Raw genomic sequence first — 24,717 nt, forward strand, 5'->3', positions numbered from 1 at the left:
ACAAGCCCTCCCGCAACGCGGGTGGCAAGGATTGGTCGGTAAAAATCATGGCGCTTACTGCGACGACATCGCTGGGCCGTGCGCCACCTCAGCTCGCTGGTGGCTGGGAGGTCGGGCTGCTGATCTTCCTTGCGTTGCTCTATCTTGGCGGCACTCTCGTCAATCCGGCGTTTTTCGGATCAACCGAAGCCCTGCATGCGCTTCTCCGTGACACTTCCCGTGTGGGGATCATCGCGGTAGGAATGACGTTTGTGATCGCCAACAGGGATCTCGATCTTTCGGTCGGATCGACATATGGCCTGGTCGCCGTCGTCTTTGCCAGACTCTTTGCCCCGAACTTTCTCGATTTCAGCGTTACGACGTCGGTGATCCTCTGTGTGCTGCTGGGCACGGCCATTGGCTTGATCAACGGCGCGCTTGTTACGATCCTGAAGGTACCTGCGTTCATAGCGACATTGACAATGCTTTTCATTGGTCGTGGCTTCGTGCTCGCGTTCACGCATGGACAGGCGATCTACTATTCCGACAAGGCGAAAGACCATCCGCTGCTCTTCCACCTGGGGGAGACAAATGCTTTGGGGTTCAACAACCAGATCGCGATCTTCTTCCTCATCGCTGCCATCGGGGCCTATGTGCTTGCCGGGACCCGCTGGGGTTACGAGACTTTCGCCACCGGGGGAAACGAACAAGCGGCAGTCTATGCCGGCATTCGCACGCGCTGGGTGCGCATTCGCGCATATCTGCTCTCGTCGCTTTGCGCCACACTTGCCGCTCTCCTGTCGGCCGCGCAGGACAAGGGCGTGACGCCTCTCTACGGCGTAAGCTGGGAGCTCACCGTCATAGCATCCGTCATTATTGGTGGTGCGTCGATCCTTGGCGGGCGCGGGCGGGTCATCGGATCGTGCCTTGGCACTGCGGTCGTCGTCCTGATCGACAAGGTCTTGCGTGAAGGCTGGCCGATCACGCGGACTGTCGTTATCGACGGTGAAAGCATTGCGGTCGGCGCCAAGTTCACGTTGCCCGCGGGTGCGGTGCTGGTTTTTCTAGGTCTGCTTCTTGTTATCGCCGTGCTTGTTGAGCCTATCCTCATTCGCCGCCAGATCGCGGGCCGGCTTTGGGCGTGGCTTCGCGGTAGGCCGCCGCCGCCCGCTTATGAAATGGGTGGCGTGGCACTTGAGGGAGTCCAGACCAAGGGAGCTATGGCGACCGATACGGCACTGTCTGCGACGGGGCTCGGCAAATTTCTCGCCCGACGCGACGCTCTCGCGATTATCCTCACAGTCGTGTTGTGGCTGACAGGCCTCGCGTTAAGGCCGGATTACTGGTGGTACCTGTCCAACACCTTTGCCATCCTGCTCAACTACACGGAGCTGGCAATCATTACAGTCGGGCTCACCTACGTCATCGCAGCCGGCGACATCGATCTCTCCGTCGGCGCGGTGCTTGCCCTGGCCGGCAGCACCGCAGCCTATTTCTTGAAGGTGCTGGGTGCCGATCCGCTCACCGCAGTTACGATGGCCTTGCTGGTGGGGATGGTCGCCGGACTCGTCAACGCCGTCGTGACAATCGGCTTCAAACTCCCCGCCTTCATAGCCACGCTTGGCATGTTTTACATTGCGCGCGGCATGGCCGCCTGGTTTGTCGCGGGACAACAACTGACCGGCTGGCCAGAAGGTTACAATCTTCTTGGTCGAAAAATGAATGACGTTCTCCTCCATTTCGGCCTTACGTTGCCGCCGGGGATAATTCGCACGGTGGCTGAGGTTGTTAGCGTCCAGACGATCTGGATGTTTTTCGTTGCCATTATCGCCGGCATCGTGCTTGCCTACACACCGTTCGGGCTGAAGGTCTGTGCCGCCGGCGGCAATGTCCGTGCCGCTGCCTACGCCGGCATCAACACGAACCGGGTACGCTTCATCTCCCTTTTGCTGGCCGCGCTCTGCGCAACTATGGCCGGCATTATCAACGTCGCATACTTCCGCAGCTTCAATCCGGTCGCCGGCCAGTTCCGTGAGCTTGACGCCATAGCTTCGGTCATCATTGGCGGCGGATCAATCTTCGGCGGTTATGGCACGGTGATCGGTTCGCTGGCGGGCGCGGCTGTTATCACGCTCGTTCGGGCGCTCCTTCAGCTCAACGTTCAGGGGTTCAGCATGCCGCAGCACTGGATCAATGTCTTCATCGGCGTCATCCTCATTGTCGCGGTGCTGATCGATATATGGGTGCGCCAGGCCAATATCTTCGGACGCCTGCGAGCGCGCCTCGCAAGGGGCGCGCGAACAGAGGAAGGCATCCATGGCTGACGAGATAACACTACAGCCGATTGTGGAAATGCGAGGCGTCGAAAAGGCTTTCGGAGCTGTGCAGGCGCTCCGCAAAGTCGACCTGGTGCTCTATCCCGGGGAAATTCTTGGCCTGGTCGGTGACAACTCCGCCGGCAAATCCACTCTGATGAAAATCCTGACCGGTGCCTATCAACGGGATGCGGGTGAAATCCTTGTTGCCGGTCAAGCGGTGCACTTCAAGAGCCCGCATGAGAGCCGCGATGTCGGCATTGAAATGATCTATCAGGACTTCGCGCTTTGCGGGAACATGGACGTCGGTCAAAACATCTTTCTTGGCCGTTGGCCGCTCAAGGGCCCCTTCGTCAACCGCCGGAAGATGTATGCGGAAGCCGATGGCGTGCTGAAACGGCTCAAAGTCGACGTCAACTCCGTCTATCAAAAGGTTGAGAGCCTGTCGGGCGGCCGTCAGCAATCCGTGGCGATTGCCCGGGCGATCTCGTTCGACCCGCGCGTCGTAATTCTCGACGAGCCGACCGCCAACCTCTCCGTGATGGCGACCGAACGGCTGCTCGAAACCATGCTCGAGTTGAAGAAACAAGGCGTTGCTCAGATCATCATCTCGCACCGCCTGGTCGATATTTTCGCTGTGGGTGATCGCGTTATGGTCCTCAAGCGCGGTGAATATGTCGGCGACCGCTACATCAAAAACACTGACGAGCACGAAGTCTTGGAGATAATTGTTTCCGGCACGCGGGAGACTGCGCTGACAGCCGATGAGGCAAGAAATGCCTGATCGGCCACCTTATAGACCTTCGGAGGCGTTTTCATCACATTCGGACCGGCTTGGTTGCTCCGCTAGCGACAACAATCTTGTGAAAAACCTAATACTAGGGCACAATTTGTGAATGCACCTGAAGTGCGGAGCTAACTCGAATCCGGCCATCTCGCGCCGAGTGAGAGCTCGCGTGGGAGGGTCGCGTCGATGGATCAGGGGTTCTTTCTTCTGTTCGCTACGGTGTCCGTGATCGCGGCCCTGATGGTCGTCGTGGCGCGCAATCCGGTTCACAGCGCATTGGCGCTGATGGCGTGTTTCCTGCAGGTTTCCGCAATTTTCGTCTTGCTCGGGGCGCCGTTGCTCGCGGCCATCCAGATCTTCGTCTATGTCGGCGCGATCATGGTCCTGTTCCTATTCGTGATCATGATGATTGATGTGCGCGAAGCGGTGTTGCAGCGGTTCTTGCCGGGTGGCAATCTGCCGGCTCTGGTGCTGCTCGTTCTACTTGGCGTCGAGATGCTCGTGCTGGTTCTCCGGAGCCCGCGCTTTTCGGTCACGGAGCCCGTCGTTGCGCGTGGCGGCGATGAGATTAGGCAGCTCAGCACGACACTTTTTTCCGACTATCTTCTGCCGTTTGAAGTCGCCTCTGTCATTCTGCTGGCGGCACTGATCGGGGCTATCGTTCTGGCGCGGAAGGAGTCGAGCTGATGGTTCCGCTCTGGTGGTATATTTTGCTCGCAGTGATCCTCTTCGTGATCGGAGCAGCGGGCGTGCTGCTCAGGCGCAATATTCTGGTCGTGCTGATGTCGCTGGAACTGCTGCTCAACTCGGTCAACATCAACTTCATCGCTTTTGGACGGCAATACGACGATTTCCGCGGGCAGATCTTCGCGATCTTCGTCATTGCAATTACCGCGGCGGAGGTTGCCGTCGCCCTCGGCATCCTGGTCGCCCTTGTGAGGAACAAATCCACCCTCAAGGTCGACGACGTTACCATGATGAAAGGATAGCGGCTTGGACCCGGTGATATCGATCCGGCCACTGCTTGCCGTCGCCGTCCCAGGCCTGGCGGCCCTAATAATTCTGCTTCTGAACCACCGCGAGAAACTCCGCGATATCGTATCGCCAATAGCAGCAATTGTTCTGTTTGCGATTGTCGCTTCAATGGCGCCGACGGTGCTGGCGGGCGGGACCGTCGACTTGCGCCTGTTCGAGATCTTGCCGGGGGTCGAGTTCGCTTTCCGGGCCGACGCGCTCGGCATGGTGTTCGCCACTATCTCGTCGCTTTTATGGATCGTGGCCGCATTCTATTCCATTGGCTATATGCGGCACTTGAACGAACATGCGCAGACCCGCTTCTTCGCCTGCTTCGCCACCAGCCTCGCGGCGGCCGTTGGGGGTGCCTTCGCCGCCAATCTGTTCACCTTGGTCATCTTCTACGAGGTGCTCAGCCTCGTTACCTATCCGCTTGTCTATCACCACGAGGATGAAGAGGGGTGGAGGGGTGCCCACAAATATCTCGTCTATTTGATGGGAGCCTCGAAAAGCGTCCTGCTCGCCGCGCTGGCACTGACCTACTCCATTGCGGGATCGCTCGATTTTAGGGAGGGCGGGCTGTTGGCGGGCGTCAACGCCTCGGCGGCGCTGCTGACGGTCGTCTATTTCTGCTATCTCTTCGGCTTCGCCAAGGCCGCGGTGATGCCGATGCACGCCTGGCTGCCTGCCGCGATGGTGGCGCCGACGCCGGTCAGCGCGCTCTTGCATGCCGTGGCCGTGGTCAAGATGGGCGTGTTTTGCCTGCTGCGAGTGGTGTTCCATGTCTTTGGCGTCAAGTTGGTCGGGGAGCTCGGCCTCGGCATCGCCACGGCCTATCTGGTCTCGTTCACGATCCTCATGGCGTCGATCTATGCCCTGACGCGGGACGACCTTAAGGCGAGGCTCGCCTATTCGACAGTTAGCCAGCTCTCCTACATCGTGTTGGGTGCGGTTCTGCTGTCGCCGGTCGCGATGGTTGGCGGCATTATCCACATGGCTGCCCACGCATTCTCGAAGATCACGCTGTTTTTCTGCGCGGGGTCGATCTATTGCGCGTCCGGTAAGCGCAACATCAGCGACATGGCGGGCATCGGCCGCAGGTTGCCATGGACGATGGGCGCATTTTTCATCGCTTCGCTGAGCATGATCGGGATACCGCCGACCGCGGGCTTCATCAGCAAGTGGTATCTGACTTTGGGGTCCGTGGAGGCAGGGCAGATCGCGTTCCTGGCCGTGCTCCTGGTGAGCTCGATCCTGAATGCCGCCTACTTCCTGCCAGTCAGCTATGCCGCCTTTTTCGGGGCGGAGGCGGAGGAAAACCCGGCGACGATCCGTGAAATCCCTATGGTCACGATCCCGCTCGTCGCGACCGCCATCCTGTCGGTGCTGATGGGCATCTTTCCCGGCTATTTCCTCACACTGGCGGACGGAGTGGTCAAATGATCAAGCGTGTCATCGACTTCTTTGGTGACGAGGAATATGCGAGGCGCCGGCGCCGGCTATTCTATCTCGTGCTCATTCTGATCGTCGCGGCTGACTTTCTGGTCTCTCACGAACACGCCGAATATCTGTGGGACCACCTGCCTGGCTGGTCCGCCGTCTACGGCTTTGGCTCCTGCATACTGATCATCTTCGTTTCCAAGTTTCTCGGCCATCGGGCCGGGCTGATGCGGCGCGAGGATTATTATGACTGACTTCATCCATCCGGCTCTGCTCTTCATTCTCGGCGCTCTACCGATCCCGTTCCTCAGCGGGTCGATCCGCAAGGCCTATTTGCTCGTAATCCCGGCGCTTGCGATCCTCGCCGTGCTGGCGATGCAGCCGGGTAGCTATGGCGAGATGCGGTTCATCGGGCAGGAAATCCTGATCGCGAAGGTCGACAAGCTGAGCATCGTCTTCGCCACCGTCTTCACCATCATGGCGCTGATCGGCATGGTCTATGCGCTGCACCTGACGGATGCTGGTCAGCACGTGGCGGCCTTCATCTATGTTGGCGGGGCGCTCGGCGTGGTGTTCGCCGGTGATTACCTGACCCTCTACATGTTCTGGGAGGCCATGGCATTCGCTTCCGCCTACCTGGTCTTCGCGCAGCGCGGCGGGCCGGCGATCCGGGCAGGGTTCCGGTATCTCATGGTTCATATCACCGGCGGTGTCGTTCTGCTCGGCGGCATCATCCTCCATGGCCTCGCCACCGGCTCGCTGCTCTTTGGTCCGATGGAGCGGGGGGCGATCGACGGTGGAATGGGCGTGGGCGCCTATCTGATCCTCGTCGGTTTCATCCTTAACGCAGCGGTGCCGCCACTCAATGCCTGGCTGACCGATGCCTATCCGGAAGCGACCGTCACCGGGGCGGTGTTCATGAGCGCCTTCACCACCAAGACCGCCGTCTATGTCCTGGCGCGGGCGTTTCCAGGCACCGAGCTTCTTGTTTGGCTCGGCACGGCAATGGCGCTTTACGGTGTCATCTACGCAGTGCTGGAGAATGACTGCCGCCGGCTTCTGGCCTATCACATCGTCAGCCAGGTGGGCTACATGGTGGCGGGCATCGGCATCGGGACGGAGATGGCCGTGAATGGGGCCACCAGCCACGCCTTCGCGCATATCCTCTACAAGGCCCTGCTCTTCATGGGAGCCGGCGCAGTGATCTATGTTACCGGGCGGCGCAAGCTCACCGAGCTTGGCGGCCTCTACAAGAGCATGCCGCTTACCGTGGCACTCTACATGGTCGGCGCTTTCGCGATCTCGGCATTTCCGTTCTTCTCGGGTTTTGTGACCAAATCGATGGTGATAGCCGCCGCTGGAGCGGATCATCGGGCGCTGGTGGTGCTGGCGCTGACGATGGCGTCGTCTGGAACGTTCCTGCACACCGGGCTCAAACTGCCGTATTACATGTTTTTCGGCACGGATCGGAAAATCGAGGCGCGGGAACCGCCACGCAACATGCTGGTTGCGATGGCCATGGCGGCGGTGCTTTGCATTGGGATCGGAGTGTTCCCCCAGCCGCTTTATGCGCTGCTGCCTTATCCGGTCGACTTCGAACCCTACACCGGCCTCCACGTTACTGAGAGCCTTGGCCTGCTGATGTTCACCGCCCTGGGATTCGTGCTGTTCCTCAAGGCGCTCAATCCCGAGAACACGATCAGCATCGATACCGATTGGTTCTATCGCAAGGGCGCGCGGCTCTTCATGTGGCTCGCCGAAAAACCGGTGGCGCGCTACGAGAAGGCGGTGAGCGACGTGTCCGAGACCGCAGCGCTGCCCTTCCTGCATGGAGCGGCGCGATCGGGACTGCAGATCGATCTCACCGGGGTGGACGCCGCCGTGAACGGCGTTGCTCACTCGATTCTGCGTGGCGGCGGGGCGCTGCGGCGGCTCCAGACCGGGGTCGTCACCCATTACGCGCTGGCGATGATCGTCGGTGTGATCGCAGCTACCGTCGTCTTCGCCGTGGTGTGGCGGTAGGGGGTGCGATGGGTTTCCCGCTTCTTAGCCTGATCGTATTCACGCCCGCCGCGGGTGCTGCGGTTCTGATGTTTCTGCGCGGCGATGAAGCGGCGCGCTGGACGGCGCTTACCGTCACCATTCTCGACCTTGCTCTCTGCATCGTCATGCTTGCGAACTTTGACACCACCAGCCACGCGATGCAGTTCACCGAGACGCGCCTGTGGGTGCCCGCAATCGGGATCAGCTATGCGCTTGGTATCGACGGAATCAGCGCGCTCTTCGTGTTCCTGACTGCGCTGTTGGGCTCAATCTGCGTACTCGCCTCGTGGGTCGCGATCGACCGCAAGGTTAAGGGGTTCATGGCCAGTCTCCTGGTCATGCAGGCTCTTATGCTGGGGGTGTTCTGCGCGCTCGACCTCTTCTTGTTCTACGTCTTCTGGGAGGCCATGCTGATCCCGATGTATTTGATCATCGGCGTCTGGGGCGGCGACGGCCGGATCTATGCAGCGTTCAAATTCTTCCTCTACACGCTGGCGGGCAGCCTTCTGTTCCTGATCGGTGTCATCGTGCTCTATCTCCAGGGCGGCAAGACCTTCGACATCCTTGCGCTAACAGCACAGGATTTGCCGTTCCGGCTCCAGTCGTGGATATTCTTCGCCTTCCTGATCGCCTTCGCGGTCAAAGTGCCGATGGTCCCGGTTCATACTTGGCTGCCGGACGCTCATGTGCAGGCGCCGACGGCGGGCAGCATCATCCTTGCCGGCGTGCTCTTGAAGATGGGCGCCTATGGATTCCTGCGGTTCTCGCTGCCGATGCTGCCGCAGGCGTCGGTGTATTATGGGCCGCTGATGCTTGGGCTTTCGGCGCTTGCGATCGTCTATGGCGGGTTGCTTGCGCTGGCGCAGGACGATCTGAAGAAGCTGGTGGCCTATTCCAGCATCAGCCACATGGGCTTCGTGACGCTGGGAATTTTTTCGCTGAACCTTCGTGGGCTCGAGGGCGGCATTCTGCAAATGTTCAATCATGGCGTAACGACCGGTGCGTTGTTCCTGTTCGTCGGCCTGATCTACGAGCGGACACATACCCGCAGCATCGCGGATTATGGCGGGCTGATGAAGGTGGCGCCCGTTTACACCGCGTTTCTCGCGCTGTTCACCCTGTCGTCAATGGCGCTGCCGGGAACGAATTCGTTCGTGGGCGAGCTGCTGGTGCTGTCGGGCGGGTTTGCGACCAACCTGGCGGCCGGCGCGGCCGCCGTTTTGGGTGCATTGCTGGGTGCGGCCTATCTGCTTGGCATGTATGGGAAAGTCGCGCTCGGTCCGTCCAGCGTCGGCCTTCGGTTCAAGATACGCGATGTGAATGCCCGCGAAGTGGCTGCGATCTTGCCGCTCGCCGTCTTCGTTCTTTGGGTCGGGCTCTACCCGAAACCTTTTCTCAACATCATAGACGTGTCGGTAAAGCATCTGCTGGCGCACGTACACGGTGAGGGGAATGGCCAATGACCGACGCCGCGCTTTTCCAGTCGATCCTAGCGAGCATACCCGAGATCGTGGTGGTCACCGGAGCCTGCGTCCTGCTGATCCTGGGACAGTTTGTGCCAAAGGAGCAGGAATATTTCCTTGTCTGGGCTTCCGTCACGGTCGTGCTGATCGCCGCCCTGGCGACACTCATGCTGGCAAGCGAGGTGCGGCCGGCCTATGCAGGCATGTTCATCGCCGACCGCTTCGCGGTCTTTTTCAAGTTCGTGTTCTACCTAGCCACTATCCTGACATTCCTCCTTTCACGAAAATATGCCGATATCGAAGGGATCGGCAGCAGCGAATACTATGTCCTGCTGCTCTTCGCGCTTTCGGGAATGATGATCATGGCCTCGGCGACCGATCTCCTGTCGATCTATGTGGGGCTCGAACTGATGGTGCTTTGCACCTATGTGCTGACCGGGTTCCTGCGCCAGCAGCGTCGGTCGAACGAAGCGGCGCTTAAATATGTGATCCTCGGCTCGGTCTCGACCGGGATTTTCCTTTTCGGCGTTTCCCTTGTCTATGGGCTCACCGGCACGACGCAGCTAGACGGGATGGCTGCGGCAGTGACCGGTAATCCGCTTGACCCCGGATTACTGCTGGCGGTGGTTTTCATCGTCGCGGGGCTGGTCTTCAAAGTCGGCGCGGTCCCGTTCCATATGTGGGTGCCGGACGTTTACGAAGGCGCGCCGACGACGATCACGGCTTTCATGTCGGTTGGCCCCAAGGCTGCGGGGTTCGCGGTGATCCTGCGCGTGTTCCTCAATCCGCTCGTTGCAGCCTCGAATGTTTGGATCATCGTTGCGGTCATTGCGGTGGCGACGATGGCGCTCGGCAGTTTCGTGGCGCTGGTGCAGGATAATTTCAAGCGCCTCCTGGCCTATTCCAGCATCGCCCATGCCGGGTTCGCGATTTTTGGCGTGGCGGCAGGCGGCCCGGACGGCATCGCCAGCGTGATGCTCTACCTATTGATTTATTCTTTCATGAATCTCGGCATCTTCGGCACCGTCATCATGATGCGGAATGGCGATTTTTCGGGCGAAGTCATCGAAGACTATGCGGGGTTGGCCAAGTCGCATCCGGGGCTGGCACTTCTGATGCTGCTCTATCTCTTCTCGCTGGCCGGCATTCCGCCCACGGCCGGGTTCTTCGCCAAGTTCTACGTGCTGGTCGCGCTCGTCGAGCGAGGTTTCGTCATGCTGGCGGTGATCGCAGTGCTGCTGAGCGCCGTTGCCGCCTACTTCTACATCCGCATCGTCATGGTGATCTATATGCGCGAGCCAGGGAGGGCCTTCGCCCCGGCGCTGACGCCATTGGTGCGCGCCACGCTCGCCTTCACCGCCGCCGGTACAATCGGTATCGGCCTATTTCCATCGTGGTTTCTGAGGCTTGCCCAGCATTCGGTGTTTGGCGGTTGATCAATTGGATTTGCAATGACCCGCCCGACGGAATAAACTGACAATTCAAGAAAGGATTGCCCAAGCCGCTTTCCGGAGCGACGCTTACCGGTCCAAACGAGGTCGGTTTGCCGAGGAAAGCCTCCAAGTGGGTAACCGGTGCAGTGTGCTATGACTGCAATGGAATTCTTGCCGGTTCTTTTCATGGTCGCCGGAGTCGTTCTGGTGGCGGGGCTGACGCTTTTCGTCTCCTCGCTACTGCGCCCATCCAATCCCTATCCCGCGAAGAACATGCCCTATGAATGTGGGATGGACGCGGCGGGGGAGGCGGCCGGTGGCCGTTTCAGGGTGCCGTTTTTTATTCTTGCAATCCTGCTGGTCGTCTTCGATGTCGAAGCAATGTTCCTCTTTCCCTGGGCTGTCGTCCTGAAAGAGATCGGGCTGGTCGGCTATGTCGAGATGTTCGTCTTCATGTTGCTGCTTCTTGTGGGCTTCGCCTACGCCTGGCTGAAGGGAGCGCTGGAATGGGAGGCGTAAACAATGCGATCCGCGACAGCGTGCTTTTCACAACGGCCGACAGCATTATTAGCTGGAGTCGAAGGTCGGCGCTGTGGCCCGAGACTTTCGGAATTGCCTGCTGCGCCATCGAGATGATTTCGGCGGGTTGCGCTCGCTATGATCTTGACCGCTTCGGCGTGGTGTTCCGTCCTTCGCCTCGACAGTCCGATGTGATGATCATCGCGGGTACTGTGACCCGGAAATTCGCGCCCGTCGTGCGGCGGCTTTATGACCAGATGCCGGAACCGCGCTGGGTGATCGCAATGGGTACCTGCGCTATTTCAGGCGGGGTCTACAACACCTACGCCGTGGTGCAGGGGTCGGAAACCTTCGTGCCCGTCGACGTGCATGTGCCCGGCTGTCCACCGCGGCCGGAGGCGCTGATGCATGGCTTCCTCCTGCTTCAGGAGAAGATCAAGAGGTCCCGCGCGCTGGCCGGAACGCCCCTGGACCGGGTTGCAACGTCATGAGCGTGAAGCAGCCTCTCAATCCCGCCCTGATCATGGAGCGTTTCGGAGAAGCAATCGAGGATCTCGGCGTCGCCCACGGCATTCATGCCTTTGCTGTCCCACCTGCCGCGATCGTCGAGTTCTGCCGATTCCTGAAAGAACATCCGGCGCTGCAGTTCAATTTTCTTTCGGACATCTGCGGAGTCGATCATTATCCCGAAACGCCGCGGTTCGAAGCGGTTTACCACCTCTATTCGCTATCCAACAGGTGGCGAGTTCGCATCAAATGCCGGCTTGGCGACCCACCGCAGCTTCCCTCGGTCACAGGCGTCTGGCGCACGGCCAACTGGCATGAGCGCGAGGCCTGGGACATGTATGGCATCAGGTTCGAGGGGCATCCCGACCTGCGCCGGATCTACATGTGGGAGGGCTTCGCGGGGTTTCCCCAGCGCAAGGATTTTCCCCTGCGCGGATACAAGGACAAGCTGAATCCCTTTGGTGCCGAAGGCCCGCCGCCAACGCAGCCGGACCTCGCCACCAGGGACATTCCACAGGGGGTCCGTTCTACGCCGGAAAGTTGAGATGACCGAAGTCACCGAGCTCAGCAGGCCAGAGGGCGAAGCGCTCAATACCAGGGAAGTGCTTCTCAATCTCGGCCCGCAGCACCCCAGCACTCATGGGGTTCTCAGACTCGTCCTTGAGCTGGATGGCGAGTGCGTCGAGCGCGTAGACCCGCATATCGGCTACCTCCATCGCGGGACCGAAAAGCTGGCGGAGAGCTTCACCTATACCCAGATTTTCCCGCTGACGGATCGGCTCGACTATCTCTGCCCGCCCTCGAACAATCTGGCCTTTGCACTGGCGGTGGAGAAACTCCTCGGCATAGAAGCACCGTTCAGGGCGCAGTATGTCCGCGTGATGATGGCCGAGCTGGCGCGGATATCCGGTCATCTCCTGATCACTGGCGCGTTGCCGATGGACCTCGGCGCCATGACCGCGCTCCTTTACGCCATGCGCGAGCGCGAAATGATCATGGACCTGATGGAAATGATTACCGGTGCACGCATGCACACCTCCTTCTGCAGGGTCGGCGGGTTGCGCGAGGACCTGCCTGACGGCTTCCTGCCCAAGATCAGGGAGTTCTGCGACATCTTCCCGAACCGTATCCGCGACTATGAGCGGTTGCTCGAGAAAAATAGGGTGTTCCTCAAGCGCACCGAAGGAGTCGGCGTGATCTCCGCCGAGGACGCTATCGATCTCGGCTTGAGTGGCCCGAACCTGCGCGCTTCCGGAGTCGACTGGGACATCCGGCGCGACGAACCCTATGAAATTTATGACCGGCTCGATTTCAATGTCATCACCCGCAGCGAGGGCGATTGTTATGCCCGCTGGAGGTGTCGGGTCGATGAGATGCGCGAAAGCATCCGGATTATCGAACAATGCATACAGCAGATGCCCGAGGGGCCGTTCCAGATCGACATGCCGACCATCGCCTTCCCGATGGATAAGGATCGCGTGCACTGTTCGATGGAGGCGCTCATCCAGCATTTCGACCTGTCTGCCTACGGCTTCAAAGTGCCGAAGGGCGAGGTCTATTCGGCGATCGAAGCGCCGAAGGGCGAACTCGGCTTCTACATCATCAGCGACGGATCGCCAAAGCCGTTCCGCATGAAGGTGAGGGCACCCTCCTTCGTCAACCTTCAGGCACTTTTCGGGGTCACCAACGCTCGTTACCTGGCGGACATGATCGCCGTGCTGGGCAGCCTCGACCCCGTGATGGCGGAGGTGGACAAGTAGCAGGGATTTGGACGCAATGACCATGCGCGAAAAGATCGAAGAGGCGGCAGTGCGGTATCCCGACCGGCGCTCAGCGATCATGCCCGCGCTTCTGATTGCCCAGAGGGAACATGGCCACCTGCCAGGCTCTGTGTTGGAAGAGGTTGCAGACATTCTCGGGGTAGAGCGGATCTGGGTCTACGAACTGGCGACCTTCTACACCCACTTCCATACCGAGCCGGTGGGGATGTTCTACCTGCAGCTCTGCGACAATGTTTCCTGCATGCTATGCGGATCCGAGAGCCTGCTGCAGTATCTGGAAACGGTGCTGGGGATAAAAAAGGGCGACACCACCCCTGACGGACTGTTCACGCTCTCGACCGTCGAATGCCTTGGCGCTTGCGAGATGGCTCCGATGATGCAGGTCGGCGACGACTATCACGGAAATCTCGACATCGCGCGGATCGATGCACTCTTGAACTGCTTCCGGGTGACAGCGGAGCGGGCCGCGAGCATTGAGCGCGCGTCTGTGCGACCGCCGGGAGCGTAGCCATGTTCGAGCAGGTTCTACTCAAAAATGTTGGAATGCCCGACGGTCATTTGCTCTCGACCTACGAGGCTGGCGGCGGCTACCAGGCGCTGGCAAAGGTGCTGCGCGAGTACGCGCCCGATGAGATCGTCGAACTCATCAAGAAGTCCAACCTGCGTGGTCGCGGCGGTGCCGGATTCCCTACGGGCATGAAATGGAGCTTCGTGCCGAAGCGGGCCGATAAGCCGAAATATCTGTGCTGCAACGCCGATGAAGGCGAACCGGGTACCTTCAAGGACCGGATCATCATGGAGCGTGACCCGCATCAGCTCATCGAGGGGCTGGCAATTAGCGCTTACGCAATTGGAGCCGAGACCGCCTATGTTTATGTTCGCGGAGAATATGTAACGGCGATACGGCGCCTGGAGCAGGCGATCGCCGAGGCTCATGAAAAGCATTATCTCGGAAGGGGCATTCTGGGGTCGGACTTCAATTTCACAGTACACATTCACTGCGGCGCAGGCGCTTATATCTGCGGCGAGGAGACTGCGATGCTCGAGTCGCTCGAGGGCAAGCGGGCTCAGCCGCGATTGAAACCGCCATTTCCGGCTGTGGCCGGGCTCTATGCCAGCCCGACCGTTATCAACAATGTCGAGACGCTGGTTTGCGTGCCGCACATTGTTATGCGAGGGCCTGATTGGTTCCGCAGCATCGGCCCGGAGAAGAGCCCCGGCCCGAAGCTCTATTGCCTCAGCGGACAGGTGCGCAAACCCGGCCTCTTCGAGTTGCCGATGGGCATCCCGCTTCGCGAACTGGTCGAGGAGCACGCCGGTGGCGCGCTGCCCGGGCGCAAGATTAAGGCGGTGATCCCTGGCGGCGTTTCTGCGCCGCTGATCCCGGAAAGGGGTCTGGACGTTGGAATGGACTTTGACTCGCTGGCGGCTGTCGGCTCGATGCTCGGTTCGGCCGGGGTGATCGTGATCGACGACTCGACCTGCGTGGTCAAGGTCGCCACCAGGATCATCGAGTTCTTCCACCATGAGTCCTGCGGCAAGTGTACCCCTTGCCGTGAGGGGCTGAACTGGGTCGTGAAGGTGCTGCGCCGGCTTGAGGCCGGAGAGGGCGCACCGGGCGACCTGGAACAGTTAAAGGCGCTCTGCAAGGGCATTTTCGGCAATACGTTCTGTGCTCTCGGCGACGGCGCGGCCATGGGGCTGAGGGCGGCGCTGCAGCATTTCGAGCCTGAATTCGTCGCCCATATCGAGGAGCGGAGGTGTCCGTTTCACTGAGCAGGGCGTTGGGTAAGACGCGCGAGGAAGCCATGGTTAGCATTACGATCGACACACAAACGCTGGAAGTTGAGGCCGGCTCGACCGTGCTGCAGGCCGCCCAGCGTTTGGGCATCGATATACCGACCTTCTGCTATCTGAAGCGCCTGCCGGCGCTGGCCTCCTGCCGCATGTGTCTGGTGGAGATCGAGGGGCTGCGGCGGCTGCAGCCGTCCTGCGCCACCGCGGTCACCGACGGCATGGTGGTGCGGACGACTACGCCGCTCATTGAGGAAACGCGCTCTTCGATGCTCGACATGCTGCTCGCCAACCATCCTCTTGATTGCCCGATTTGCGACAAGGGCGGCGAATGCGAGCTTCAGAACATGGTGATGGCCTACGGGCCCCGTGAAAGTGGATTCCGCGATGAAAAGCGTGTGTTCCACTCCAAGGACATCCGTCTCAGCCCCGTGATCATCATGAACGTCAACCGCTGCATCCAGTGCCAGCGCTGCGTCCGGATGTGTGAGGAGGTCGTCGGCGCGGTCGCGCTCGGAACCGTCGAAAAAGGCATGGATACCGCCGTCACCGGTTTCGAGGGTAGCCTCGCGAGTTGTGATCAGTGCGGCAATTGCATCGAGGTCTGTCCGGTCGGCGCGCTGATGAGCTTCCCCTATCGCTATAAGGCGCGGCCCTGGGATCTGGTTGAAACGGATACTGTCTGCCCGCATTGCGGTACCGGTTGCCAGCTAACGGTGGGCACGCGCAAGGGCGAGTTCATGCGGGTGCGCTCGAAGTGGGATCAGGGGCTCAACCGCGAAACGCTCTGCGTGCGAGGACGCTTCGGTCTGGATTTCGTCTCGAGCACAGACCGGATCAAGCGGCCGATGATCCGTCGCGATGGCGCCCTGGTCCCGGTTTCCTGGGACGAAGCAGGGGACTATCTGCGCCGGCGGTTGTCGGACGTCGAGAGTAAGGCTGCCGGCGGGCTGGCATCGCCGCGTTTGCCGAATGAAGTGCTGTATCAGTTCCAGAAGCTGATGCGGACGGTGTTCCGGACCAACAACATTGACTGTTCGACGCGCTGGTCCACGCCCTTCGATATACTCGGCCCGTTGGCGGCAAGCTTCTACAGCCGCGCACCGCTCGAGGAAATGATCGGCAATGACTGCGTGCTGATCGTTGGCGGCAACGTCACCGAAGAGAACCCGGTTACCGAATACCTGCTGCGGGATGGCGCGCGGCGACGCCATACCGGATTGCTCATGCTTTCGGCGCGCCCATCCCGTTTGGACGCCGATGCCCGGGTGGTCGTTCGCGTTCCTCCAGGCGGAGAACCGACGAGCCTCGCGGCGGTGGTCGCCGGGCTCTTGGCAGCGGCCGACCAGACTTTGCAGCGTGACGCTTTGGCCGACATCAGCGCAAAAATTGGTAGATCGGCGGCGAGTACCGGCAATGACCGGCCGGATCACCTCGTCGAAGCCCTCAATAACGGCGGCAGCGTCAGCGTGCTCGTCAGCATTGAGCTGCTGAGATCACCCGAAGCGCGGGCGACGTTGAAACAGCTCAACAACCTGCTGCGGGTTCTCCGCCTGCTCGGCAAGAACCCTGCAATGCAGTTCCTCTTCGACCGCGCCAACCAGATGGGCGCCTGGGATATGGGGGTTTTGCCGGCGGCTCTGCCGGGGTTGCAGGCGATCCATGATGACGCGGCGCGAGCCACACTCGCACGGAGCTGGGGTACCGAAATCCCGTCTGAATCCGGCGCGGGTCTCGACGCCATGTTGGAGCTCTGCATCGGTGGGGAGATGGGCGCACTTTACATCGCCGGAGCCGATCCTCTGATCGCCTATCCCGACAGGGATTTCGTGACCCGGGCGCTTGGCGCCGCCGATCTGCTGATCGTGCAGGACACTTTCCTTACGGATACCGCGGGTCTTGCCGAGGTCGTCCTACCCGCGGCAGGTTACGGGGAAGAAACCGGCACCTTCACCAATAATGAAGGCCGGACTCAAACGGTCCGCAAATTTCGCGAACCCGCCTTCGAGGCGCGAGGCAATCTGGCGATCTTCGACTTCGTCGCGGCGCTTCGCAACCAAGCTTTGCGGCCATCGATACAAGGCGAAATTTTTGCCGAGATTACCCAATTGGTTCCCGCCTATCAGGGGCTGACACAGGCGGGGCTTGGCGCCGATGGCGCATTCACCAAGGCAGTCCCCGCAACACTGGCGGGCGAGTTCTTCGCGTCGCCACCTGCACCGAAAGCAGCCGACCGGCTCATGCTCATCACTGGCGACTGCCTATTCCACAACGGATATGTTTCCGAGCGCTCGGAAATCCTGAATACGGTCGCAGATGACCCTTATGTCGAGATGAGCGCGCAGGATGCCCTTCAACTCGGCCTTTCGGATCTCGATCAGGTCACCGTGCGATCCGCGCGGGGCGAGTTGACGGCGAAGCTCAAGGTCAACAGGCGCTTTCCCGAAGGGCTCGTATTCATTCCCGAAAATTACAGAGCTCTGCGCCTCAACGCATTGATGCGGCGGGGCGAATATCCATGCCCCGTCGATGTTCGAAAGGCGCACCCGGCCTTCGAGATTCCCACGGTCGCCGACGGAGACGCAAAATCCAATAGCTTGCGCTGAGGGCTCCTACTGCCAGCCTGGGTCCCGCGTCTCTATATCAGGCCGGCATCATCAGTGATAACCGGTTCCGGCAATATAATCATGCAGTGCCTGCTCGTTGCGGAGCGATTCGTCAAGCCGGTGCTTGACCACGTCGCCGATGCTCACCACCCCGACAGGGCTGCCGCCCTCCATGACCAACACATGGCGCGTGCGCCGTTTGGTCATAAGCGCCATCACAAAGGGCAGCAAATCCTGTGTCGAACAGGTCGCCACCCTGCGGTTCATGATGTCGGCGACCCGCATCATCGGAGCCTCGGTTCCGTATTCAGCTACCGCATTGCAGCAGTCCCGCTCCGACAGCGTACCCAGGCATTCCCCCGGTTTGCGACCGACGACCACGAAGCCGATATTGTTTTCCCTAAACAATCGCAGGACCTCCAACATCGGCCGATCTGGCCTGATCGAGATGAGCTCGGGCGATTTAGTTTTCAAGATTTGGCAAACAAGCATCTGAGCCTCCTGTCTGCGCGCTCCGGCTTGCCCGCGGGCGCGCTCATGTTCGCCGGATATTTCGCCACCAGTTGTAACCCTGCGGCTCGTTCGTCTCGACCCGAACGTCCTGTCCGGCGTTCAGGCGCGCAGCGACCACGCCGCCGCCGGTTGTCGCCTTGCCCGGCTTGCCGAGCAGATCCTCGCGCCCGATCACCAGGTCACGGGAGGAAAAACTCGAGAATTCGTACTGCTGGCCAAGCGCGATCGCGTCCGCGGGGCAGGCATCCTCGCAAAGCCCGCAAAACAGGCACCGGGCCGTGTCGATCTCGAATTTTGCCGGGTGCCGATTGCCCTTCGCATCCTCGTAAGGGACGACTTCGATGCAGTCGCAGGGACAAATCCGGGCGCAGAGTTCGCAGGCCACGCATTTGATCTCACCCTCGTCGTCGCGCGTCAGGAAGTGGTGCCCGCGATAACGCGAGTAGGGCAACCATTTTTCCTTGTCCGGATATTGCATGGTTACGGACCTGGAGAACATGTAGCCGAGGGTCAAAGCCAAGCCGCCCGCCAGATCGGCGAAGAATGCCCAGCCGATCCATGTTCCAAGTCTGTCCTGTGCGCGCGACATTGTCGCCTCGCTGCGGAGCCGCCGTGGCCCCTAAAAGAAAGCGATACCACTTATGATTATGTTCGCGATCGACAGAGGAAGCAAGACTTTCCATCCGATCGCCATCAGTTGATCATAGCGATAACGGGGGAAAGTGAAGCGGAACCACATAAACAAATAGACGACGAACGCGACCTTGAGCAGAAACCAGAGGAGTGGCGGCAAGGGGAGTAATATGCCGTTCCAGCCGCCTAAGAATAGGATCACCACCAGGACGGACACCAGCAAGACGATGGCATATTCGCTGACCATGAAGAACGCAAAGCGGATGCCGCTGTATTCGGTATGGAACCCGGCCCCTAGATCGCCTTCCGCTTCCGCCAAATCGAAGGGAATGCGCTGCGCTTCGGCCAGGCCGGCGACGAAGAACACGAAGAAACCGATCGGTTGATAGACGATGTTCCAGACATCGGCTTGCGCTCGCACGATCTCAAGCAGACTCATGGATTGCGCCAGCATCACCACGCCGATGACCGAGAACCCCATCGGGATCTCATAGCTGATCATCTGCGCGCACGTCCTGAGACTGCCGAGGACAGCATATTTGCTGTTGGCGGCCCAGCCGCCGAAGATGACGCCATAGACCTCGATCCCGATCACCGCGAAGACGAACAGGATCGCCACATTCATGTTGGAGACGTAGAGCGTGATCTTGGTGCCAAGAATCGAGACGGTTTCGCCGAACGGGATCGCGACGAACACCACAAAGGGTGGGACAAGTGCCAGTATTGGCGCCAGTTTGAACAGGAAGCGATCGGCCTCGGCAGGGATATGGTCCTCTTTGGTGAAGAGCTTGATCCCATCCGCCATCGGCTGGAGCAGCCCGTGCCACCCCACGCGCATCGGGCCCATTCGCTGCTGCATGTGCCCGGCAATCTTGCGTTCCAACCAGGTCAGCGGCAAGGGCAGCAGTAAAAGGATCGCAATCAGAAACGCGACCTTGAAGATGATCAGGCCAAGGGCGACAATAAGTTCCATATCCGCGGCTACTTATTCACGGGTTGAAACGCGATCGGACTTCGGCTCGGCTATCAATCGAGCACGCTACGCACTTGTCACCCTACAGAATACAACGGCGAAGCACCTCACACAATTGCCGTCCACCGATGGCGCCTATGACGGCAAAAACCTGGCCCGCTCTCGCGCATTGTTCCGGCACTGACCGGGCCGGTGACTACATCGCGCAACGACATGCATATCGTCGTCACGGAATATGGATGGACGAACCTCAAGGGCAAGTCCGTGGCCGAGCGAGCAAGGGCACTGATTACGCTGGCCCGGGCAGCCCATGGGGCAGGATTTTATGCTGATACCGTGTTGAATTCACGAAGCTTTGACAGCCAGCATTGAGACGAGAAGGCCGTCGGTTCGGGTACCCTTCAAGAGCCCGGTTTTGTTATCCCGTTACCTGCCGAGCTCTTTCATGACGGGATCAGGCTACTCTGCCTCGCGGGTCAGGGCTGACCGTTTCGGCTTCAAGATCAACGCGGATGATCTCTGCCGTCTTCTCATAATGTTGCTGCAATAGCCGCTCAGCTTCAGCGGTATCTCGATCGAGCACGGCTTTCAGGATACGAGCATGCTCGTCACTGACCTTGCGGACCCGAAAGGCCTTGCGAATTGAAAGGGCTCGATAGCGGTAAAGCCGGTCAGCAAGCTGTTCGCAAAAGCCGATCAGAGGCTTCGATCCGCAGCCGCCAATGAGAAGCGCATGAAAGGCGCGATGGAATCTTTCCCATTCCGGATTGTCTTCAAAATGGTCCGGATTGAGCGAGCGCGGAGTGCGCTCCAGCCGGTGATGCGCCACCAGAAGCGCCTCCTCCCACTCGGGCGTTGCGTTCGCCATGGATTCGCGCAGCGCCAGCCCCTCCACCCAGCAACGCGTTTTCGTCAGTTCGTGTAATTCATCCAGACTGATCGGTTTCACGAAGAAGCCGCGCTGTTCCTTTCCAATGACGAGATCCTCAGTCGTCAGGCGGTTCAGTGCCTCGCGCAGTGGCGTCTGGCCGGCATCGTAATGCTCGATCAGAAAGCGCAATTGCAGCTTCCGTCCGGGCTCCAGTCGCGTTGAGAGGATGTCGGCCTTTAGCCGCTCATAGATGCTGGTTGCCAATGTCGCGGGGCTTTCAGCCCCTTTCTTCAGCAGGTTGACGTTCATGGCGCTCTCTGGCTTGCAAATCGCTTTTTATATACACGATGAAGCGTCCGTGCGAAATTTATAAATTTTTGCTTTACGCAGAAAAGTTTGTACATTATGAGGGGTGCTGATGAGGGAGGATCCAATGAGCGGAGCGGAAAAGGGAGCGCCGGGCGCCTTTTCGAGTGGCTGCACCTGCCGTGGCATCGATATCCATTGCCATGTGGTACCTGCACGTTTTCCAGCTCTGGCCAACGGTGTGACAGTTCGCGGCTGGCCATCGATAGTGGCCGCGGACGCGTGTCATGCAACTGTCGTCATCGATGACAAGCCATACCGCACGGTCAGCGATGCGTGCTGGGTTGCCGAAAGACGGCTGGAGGAGATGGACAGGACCGGCGTTCGGATTCAGGCACTTTCGCCCATGCCGGAACTCTTCGGCTACTGGATCGAAACGAGCACTGCCTGCGACCTGGTCCGACACGTCAATGATTCGATCGCCGCGATTGTTACCGAAGGCGAGGGGCGCTTCGTCGGGCTTGGGGGTGTTCCCCTTCAGGATATCGATCTTGCCATCCTCGAATTGCATCGCATCGTCGGCGAACTCGGCTTTCGCGGTGTTGAGATCGGCAGCAACGTCAATGGTGTCACGATCGGCGATCCGCGTTTTCATCCGTTCTTTGCGGAAGCCGAGAAGCTTGGCGCCGCCGTGTTCGTACATGCGGTGCGTCCGACCGGTATGGACAGGCTGTTTGGGCCGGCTCCGCTTCAGCAGGTGCTCGGCTACCCGACGGATGTCGGATTGGCAGCAGCATCCGTGATTACCGGCGGGCTGCTTCGGAAATTCCCGAAACTGCGGATCGCCTTCAGTCATGGCGGTGGGACGTTCGCTTCGTTGCTGCCGCGGCTGGAGCAAGGTTATTCGGCTTTCCCGGCCCTCAATGAGACCATGCCGGAGAGGCCCGCGGAGCAGGCACGGCGGCTCTACGTGGACTCGCTGGTCTTCGATGCGGACATGCTGCGCCGCTTGGTTTCTATTTTCGGCGAGGAGCGCGTGCTGCTCGGCACCGACTATCCCTTTAATTTCCGTGAGAACGAGCCTGTTACTCGCATCGAGGAAGCGTTCGCAGATACAGGTTTGCGCGAGCGCCTGACATTTGGGAATGCGCAAGCCTTTCTGGCTCTGGATGAGGTTTGATCCTATGACCGAATTTCCTATTATTGCTCTGCGCAGCGTGGAACTGGGTACGCCCGATCTTGCGGCGTCGGTCGATTTCTACACCCGCGTGTGGGGGCTGGATGTCGTTGCCGGGGTGGGGAACAAGGTTTTCCTAGCGGCAACGGGCGATGATTTTCATGTGCTTGAATTGAAGCAAAGCGACCGCTCGGAATTGCGCAAGATCAGCTTTCGCGTGAGTACGCCCGAAGAATTGAGATCGCTCTTCGCAAAAACAGTTACTGCAGGCTGCGCAGTCCTGCGCGAAATCGGGCCCGCCGATGCGCCCTCTGGCGGCGAGCGTTTCGTCATCCGCGAGCCACAAGGTTCGGTTCTGGAATTTGTGTACGGTGACCACCGCAAGCAAGGGCATGTGGTCCCCAATCGGCCCGGGCGGCTTGCCCATGTGAATATCAACAGCGCTCAGATCGAGGCGCTTTCGGAATTCTACCGCGATGTTCTTGGTTTCCGCCTGACCGACCGATCGAAGCTTATGGCCTTCCTGCGTTGCAACGACGACCATCATGCGGTCGTGCTGGCTGAAGCACCGGTAAATGGGCTGAATCATGTCGCCTTCCTGATGCCCGATCTCGAATCCGTCATGCGAGGCTCGGGCCGCGTCGTCGATCACGGCTATCCGATCGGCTGGGGCGTCGGCCGGCATGGGCCGGGCGACAACGTCTTCGCCTATTTTGTCGATCCGCAGGGCGTGGTGATCGAATACACCGCGGAAGTCCTGCAGGTCGATGACAGCTACCGAGCCCGAGGTCCGGAGGAATGGGTCTGGCCGCCCGGTCGGACTGACCACTGGGGCATTGCGCCTCCAAAGAGCGACGCCTGCAAGAAGGCGCAGATTTCCATCGGATTTTCCGGCGCCTGATGCGCCCAGTAGACACTTGCAGAGGCATGCCTGTGAAGAACGACAACGATATTTCAAATCATTATGACGTGCTGGTGGTCGGGTTCGGCCCGGCTGGAGCTGTGGCTGCCGGCATGCTTGGCGCACGGGGCCATTCCACGCTCGTCGTCGATCGGCTGACCGGTATTTACGACAAGCCGCGCGCCATCGCGCTCGATCATGAAATTTTGCGCCATTTCGACAATATGGGCATTGCCGACGAAGTGCTTCCCCATATCGCACCATTCACGGCATCCCAGCACTTTGGCGCTGAAGGGCAGCTCATTCGCCGTATCGATATGGTGCCCGAGCCCTATCCGCTCGGCTATACCCCCAGCATGGTGTTTACCCAGCCTCCGGTCGAGGCCGTCTTGAGACGTCATGCAGAGAGCTTCAACTGCGTGACGATCGAGCTTGGTACGGAAATGGTCGCTCTTGAGCCGCGGTCTGATGAGGTCGTCGCAACGCTTAAGAATGCCTCCGGCGAATATCAGACGATCGCCGCAAAATACGTGATCGGCTGCGATGGTGCCTGGAGCCGCGTGCGAGAATTGTCCGGAATGAGGCTCGAAGATCTCGTTTTCGACGAGCCGTGGCTCGTCGTCGATGTGCAGGTGCATGAGGCTGCACTTGGTAACCTGCCGCAGACTTCGGCCCAGTTCTGCAATCCGGCGCGTCCGACCAGCTACATCATGGGGCCGAAGAACCACCGCCGGTGGGAAATCATGCTTCTGCCAGGCGAAGACCCACGCGAGATGGAAAAGCCGGAGAATGTCTGGCGGCTGTTGTCGCCCTGGTTGACGCCGGACGAGGGTGAGCTTTGGCGGGCCGCCGCCTATCGCTTTCATGCGCTGGTCGCCGACGAATGGCGACGGGGCAGGGTAATGATTGCCGGTGATGCCGCGCACCAGCAGCCGCCCTTCATCGGCCAAGGCATGTGCCAGGGCCTGCGCGACGTCTCCAATCTCGTCTGGCGGCTTGATCGCATCCTGAAGGGGCAATCTTCCGAAAAGCTGCTGGACACTTACACGGTCGAGCGCAAGCGGCATGTGCGGGCGCTGACCGGCAAGATCAAGGCGATCGGCCAGACGATCTGTGAACGCGACCCGGCGGCTGCCGCGGCGCGGGACGCACGCATTCTCGCAGAGGGCGGCGGTCGGCCACTGACCATTACCCGCCAGGAAATCGTACCGCCGATCGAGGATGGCCTGATCGCCATGGAAGGCACGCCGGCACGGGGATTGCTTTTCCCGCAGCCGGCAATCGTCGAAGGCGCTTCTGCGCGCCTGATGGATACCTTCACCGGACCGGAATGGCGGCTGGTTCTCGACGGTCGCCGGATCGATGTCGCGGAAGGAGAAGCCCTGGCCGAAGCGATCGACGGGATCGTTGTGAAAGCCGTTGCGCGTCAAAACGATGATGCAGTCGATCCGTCGGCGCTTCGTGAAAAGGACGGCGTGCTTTCGGCCTGGTTCGACCGCCATGGCGCGGTCGCCGCGCTGGTGCGCCCTGATCATTATGTTTTTGGCGCCGCCAGCAACGTCGAGGCGCTTCGCCAGCAGATCGCCGATCTGCGTACTCGTCTCGCCTGACAGATGCGCCCGTCAGGAATTGCAGTTTTTTGTGGGGTTCTGGGAGGAACAT

The 24,717-nt window shown here is 60.0% G+C and carries 23 protein-coding genes and 1 pseudogene; 20 read left to right on the forward strand and 4 right to left on the reverse strand.

Going from position 1 to position 24,717, the window contains the following annotated elements; translation table 11 throughout:
* Positions 1-47 precede the first annotated feature (47 nt).
* The 16 genes from ACXHXG_RS14200 (at position 48) to nuoG (ending at position 17,681) form a co-directional block, all read left to right on the forward strand.
* Positions 48-2,303: an ABC transporter permease gene (locus ACXHXG_RS14200; RefSeq protein ID WP_457899656.1), complete on the forward strand. Its 2,256-nt coding sequence runs from the start codon at positions 48-50 to the stop codon at positions 2,301-2,303.
* Complete coding sequence (locus tag ACXHXG_RS14205) at positions 2,296-3,078, forward strand: ATP-binding cassette domain-containing protein (protein WP_285169727.1); 783 nt, start codon at positions 2,296-2,298, stop codon at positions 3,076-3,078. The genes ACXHXG_RS14200 and ACXHXG_RS14205 overlap by 8 nt, the downstream gene beginning before the upstream one ends.
* Before the next feature lie 189 nt (positions 3,079-3,267).
* On the forward strand, positions 3,268-3,768 hold the full coding sequence (locus tag ACXHXG_RS14210; RefSeq protein WP_457899657.1) for an NADH-quinone oxidoreductase subunit J: 501 nt from the start codon (positions 3,268-3,270) through the stop codon (positions 3,766-3,768).
* On the forward strand, positions 3,768-4,070 hold the full coding sequence (gene nuoK / locus ACXHXG_RS14215) for an NADH-quinone oxidoreductase subunit NuoK (RefSeq protein WP_104827778.1): 303 nt from the start codon (positions 3,768-3,770) through the stop codon (positions 4,068-4,070). The genes ACXHXG_RS14210 and nuoK overlap by 1 nt, the downstream gene beginning before the upstream one ends.
* 4 nt (positions 4,071-4,074) lie before the next feature.
* Positions 4,075-5,538 (forward strand): monovalent cation/H+ antiporter subunit D family protein, encoded by a 1,464-nt coding sequence (locus ACXHXG_RS14220; protein WP_457899658.1) that lies wholly within the window; start codon positions 4,075-4,077, stop codon positions 5,536-5,538.
* Complete coding sequence (locus ACXHXG_RS14225; RefSeq protein WP_283052964.1) at positions 5,535-5,789, forward strand: hypothetical protein; 255 nt, start codon at positions 5,535-5,537, stop codon at positions 5,787-5,789. Before ACXHXG_RS14220 ends, ACXHXG_RS14225 begins: the two co-directional genes overlap by 4 nt.
* Positions 5,782-7,557, forward strand: a complete 1,776-nt coding sequence (locus ACXHXG_RS14230; RefSeq protein ID WP_457899659.1) for a Na(+)/H(+) antiporter subunit D — start codon at positions 5,782-5,784, stop codon at positions 7,555-7,557. Before ACXHXG_RS14225 ends, ACXHXG_RS14230 begins: the two co-directional genes overlap by 8 nt.
* 8 nt (positions 7,558-7,565) lie before the next feature.
* Positions 7,566-9,041, forward strand: a complete 1,476-nt coding sequence (locus ACXHXG_RS14235) for an NADH-quinone oxidoreductase subunit M (RefSeq protein ID WP_457899660.1) — start codon at positions 7,566-7,568, stop codon at positions 9,039-9,041.
* Complete coding sequence (locus tag ACXHXG_RS14240; protein ID WP_457899661.1) at positions 9,038-10,477, forward strand: NADH-quinone oxidoreductase subunit N; 1,440 nt, start codon at positions 9,038-9,040, stop codon at positions 10,475-10,477. The genes ACXHXG_RS14235 and ACXHXG_RS14240 overlap by 4 nt, the downstream gene beginning before the upstream one ends.
* Positions 10,478-10,627: 150 nt before the next feature.
* Entirely contained in the window at positions 10,628-10,993 is a 366-nt protein-coding gene (locus tag ACXHXG_RS14245; protein WP_104827772.1) for an NADH-quinone oxidoreductase subunit A, read from the forward strand.
* On the forward strand, positions 10,981-11,484 hold the full coding sequence (locus tag ACXHXG_RS14250; RefSeq protein WP_104827771.1) for a NuoB/complex I 20 kDa subunit family protein: 504 nt from the start codon (positions 10,981-10,983) through the stop codon (positions 11,482-11,484). Before ACXHXG_RS14245 ends, ACXHXG_RS14250 begins: the two co-directional genes overlap by 13 nt.
* Positions 11,481-12,044, forward strand: a complete 564-nt coding sequence (locus tag ACXHXG_RS14255) for an NADH-quinone oxidoreductase subunit C (protein ID WP_104827770.1) — start codon at positions 11,481-11,483, stop codon at positions 12,042-12,044. Before ACXHXG_RS14250 ends, ACXHXG_RS14255 begins: the two co-directional genes overlap by 4 nt.
* Position 12,045: 1 nt before the next feature.
* Entirely contained in the window at positions 12,046-13,260 is a 1,215-nt protein-coding gene (gene nuoD, locus ACXHXG_RS14260) for an NADH dehydrogenase (quinone) subunit D (RefSeq protein WP_457899662.1), read from the forward strand.
* 16 nt (positions 13,261-13,276) lie between these two features.
* Positions 13,277-13,789 (forward strand): NADH-quinone oxidoreductase subunit NuoE, encoded by a 513-nt coding sequence (nuoE, locus tag ACXHXG_RS14265; RefSeq protein WP_457899663.1) that lies wholly within the window; start codon positions 13,277-13,279, stop codon positions 13,787-13,789.
* 2 nt (positions 13,790-13,791) lie between these two features.
* Positions 13,792-15,057 carry an NADH-quinone oxidoreductase subunit NuoF gene (gene nuoF, locus ACXHXG_RS14270; RefSeq protein ID WP_457899664.1) on the forward strand — a complete coding sequence of 422 codons (1,266 nt, stop codon included), beginning with the start codon at positions 13,792-13,794 and terminating at the stop codon, positions 15,055-15,057.
* Positions 15,058-15,089: 32 nt separating this feature from the next.
* A complete protein-coding gene (nuoG, locus tag ACXHXG_RS14275; RefSeq protein ID WP_457900007.1) occupies positions 15,090-17,681 on the forward strand; it encodes an NADH-quinone oxidoreductase subunit NuoG in 2,592 nt (863 codons plus the stop codon).
* 51 nt (positions 17,682-17,732) lie between these two features.
* On the opposite strand, the gene ACXHXG_RS14280 is transcribed toward nuoG, so the two are convergent.
* From ACXHXG_RS14280 to nuoH, 3 genes are read right to left on the reverse strand one after another with little or no spacing between them, the layout of a single operon-like run.
* Positions 17,733-18,173, reverse strand: a complete 441-nt coding sequence (locus ACXHXG_RS14280; RefSeq protein WP_104827765.1) for a CBS domain-containing protein — start codon at positions 18,171-18,173, stop codon at positions 17,733-17,735.
* Between the two features lie 43 nt (positions 18,174-18,216).
* Positions 18,217-18,783, reverse strand: coding sequence for an NADH-quinone oxidoreductase subunit I (locus ACXHXG_RS14285; RefSeq protein WP_457899665.1), 567 nt, complete (start codon positions 18,781-18,783; stop codon positions 18,217-18,219).
* 30 nt (positions 18,784-18,813) lie between these two features.
* Positions 18,814-19,800, reverse strand: a complete 987-nt coding sequence (gene nuoH / locus ACXHXG_RS14290) for an NADH-quinone oxidoreductase subunit NuoH (protein WP_457899666.1) — start codon at positions 19,798-19,800, stop codon at positions 18,814-18,816.
* 159 nt (positions 19,801-19,959) lie between these two features.
* On the opposite strand from nuoH, the pseudogene ACXHXG_RS14295 reads away from it, so the two are divergent.
* A pseudogene (locus ACXHXG_RS14295) lies at positions 19,960-20,172 on the forward strand (acetyl-CoA hydrolase/transferase C-terminal domain-containing protein); the annotation flags it as partial.
* An 82-nt stretch (positions 20,173-20,254) separates the two neighbouring features.
* Here the strand turns inward: ACXHXG_RS14295 and ACXHXG_RS14300 are convergent.
* Positions 20,255-20,980 carry a GntR family transcriptional regulator gene (locus ACXHXG_RS14300; protein ID WP_104827762.1) on the reverse strand — a complete coding sequence of 242 codons (726 nt, stop codon included), beginning with the start codon at positions 20,978-20,980 and terminating at the stop codon, positions 20,255-20,257.
* Positions 20,981-21,104: 124 nt separating this feature from the next.
* On the opposite strand from ACXHXG_RS14300, the gene ACXHXG_RS14305 reads away from it, so the two are divergent.
* Genes ACXHXG_RS14305 through ACXHXG_RS14315 form a run of 3 tightly spaced genes read left to right on the forward strand, consistent with a single transcriptional unit; the run spans position 21,105 to position 24,665 of the window.
* The gene (locus ACXHXG_RS14305; protein WP_457899667.1) at positions 21,105-22,157 is read left to right on the forward strand and encodes an amidohydrolase family protein; all 1,053 of its coding nucleotides are present in this window, start codon (positions 21,105-21,107) and stop codon (positions 22,155-22,157) included.
* Positions 22,158-22,161: 4 nt separating this feature from the next.
* The gene (locus tag ACXHXG_RS14310; RefSeq protein ID WP_457899668.1) at positions 22,162-23,055 is read left to right on the forward strand and encodes a VOC family protein; all 894 of its coding nucleotides are present in this window, start codon (positions 22,162-22,164) and stop codon (positions 23,053-23,055) included.
* A 26-nt stretch (positions 23,056-23,081) separates the two neighbouring features.
* Positions 23,082-24,665: a bifunctional 3-(3-hydroxy-phenyl)propionate/3-hydroxycinnamic acid hydroxylase gene (locus ACXHXG_RS14315; protein WP_457899669.1), complete on the forward strand. Its 1,584-nt coding sequence runs from the start codon at positions 23,082-23,084 to the stop codon at positions 24,663-24,665.
* Positions 24,666-24,717 lie beyond the last annotated feature (52 nt).

The organism is Rhizobium sp. LEGMi-198b (assembly GCF_054114205.1).

Bases quoted from the DNA above. Each gene is read 5' to 3' on its own strand.
- ACXHXG_RS14205 (WP_285169727.1), top strand. From the start codon at position 2,296: ATGGCTGACGAGATAACACTACAGCCGATTGTGGAAATGCGAGGCGTC.
- ACXHXG_RS14250 (WP_104827771.1), top strand. From the start codon at position 10,981: ATGGGAGGCGTAAACAATGCGATCCGCGACAGCGTGCTTTTCACAACG.
- ACXHXG_RS14285 (WP_457899665.1), bottom strand. From the start codon at position 18,783: ATGTCGCGCGCACAGGACAGACTTGGAACATGGATCGGCTGGGCATTC.
- ACXHXG_RS14210 (WP_457899657.1), top strand. From the start codon at position 3,268: ATGGATCAGGGGTTCTTTCTTCTGTTCGCTACGGTGTCCGTGATCGCG.
- ACXHXG_RS14305 (WP_457899667.1), top strand. From the start codon at position 21,105: ATGAGCGGAGCGGAAAAGGGAGCGCCGGGCGCCTTTTCGAGTGGCTGC.
- ACXHXG_RS14225 (WP_283052964.1), top strand. From the start codon at position 5,535: ATGATCAAGCGTGTCATCGACTTCTTTGGTGACGAGGAATATGCGAGG.
- nuoH (WP_457899666.1), bottom strand. From the start codon at position 19,800: ATGGAACTTATTGTCGCCCTTGGCCTGATCATCTTCAAGGTCGCGTTT.
- ACXHXG_RS14315 (WP_457899669.1), top strand. From the start codon at position 23,082: ATGCCTGTGAAGAACGACAACGATATTTCAAATCATTATGACGTGCTG.
- nuoF (WP_457899664.1), top strand. From the start codon at position 13,792: ATGTTCGAGCAGGTTCTACTCAAAAATGTTGGAATGCCCGACGGTCAT.
- ACXHXG_RS14235 (WP_457899660.1), top strand. From the start codon at position 7,566: ATGGGTTTCCCGCTTCTTAGCCTGATCGTATTCACGCCCGCCGCGGGT.
- nuoE (WP_457899663.1), top strand. From the start codon at position 13,277: ATGACCATGCGCGAAAAGATCGAAGAGGCGGCAGTGCGGTATCCCGAC.
- ACXHXG_RS14200 (WP_457899656.1), top strand. From the start codon at position 48: ATGGCGCTTACTGCGACGACATCGCTGGGCCGTGCGCCACCTCAGCTC.
- nuoK (WP_104827778.1), top strand. From the start codon at position 3,768: ATGGTTCCGCTCTGGTGGTATATTTTGCTCGCAGTGATCCTCTTCGTG.
- ACXHXG_RS14245 (WP_104827772.1), top strand. From the start codon at position 10,628: ATGACTGCAATGGAATTCTTGCCGGTTCTTTTCATGGTCGCCGGAGTC.
- nuoD (WP_457899662.1), top strand. From the start codon at position 12,046: ATGACCGAAGTCACCGAGCTCAGCAGGCCAGAGGGCGAAGCGCTCAAT.
- nuoG (WP_457900007.1), top strand. From the start codon at position 15,090: ATGGTTAGCATTACGATCGACACACAAACGCTGGAAGTTGAGGCCGGC.
- ACXHXG_RS14230 (WP_457899659.1), top strand. From the start codon at position 5,782: ATGACTGACTTCATCCATCCGGCTCTGCTCTTCATTCTCGGCGCTCTA.
- ACXHXG_RS14310 (WP_457899668.1), top strand. From the start codon at position 22,162: ATGACCGAATTTCCTATTATTGCTCTGCGCAGCGTGGAACTGGGTACG.
- ACXHXG_RS14255 (WP_104827770.1), top strand. From the start codon at position 11,481: ATGAGCGTGAAGCAGCCTCTCAATCCCGCCCTGATCATGGAGCGTTTC.
- ACXHXG_RS14240 (WP_457899661.1), top strand. From the start codon at position 9,038: ATGACCGACGCCGCGCTTTTCCAGTCGATCCTAGCGAGCATACCCGAG.
- ACXHXG_RS14300 (WP_104827762.1), bottom strand. From the start codon at position 20,980: ATGAACGTCAACCTGCTGAAGAAAGGGGCTGAAAGCCCCGCGACATTG.
- ACXHXG_RS14280 (WP_104827765.1), bottom strand. From the start codon at position 18,173: ATGCTTGTTTGCCAAATCTTGAAAACTAAATCGCCCGAGCTCATCTCG.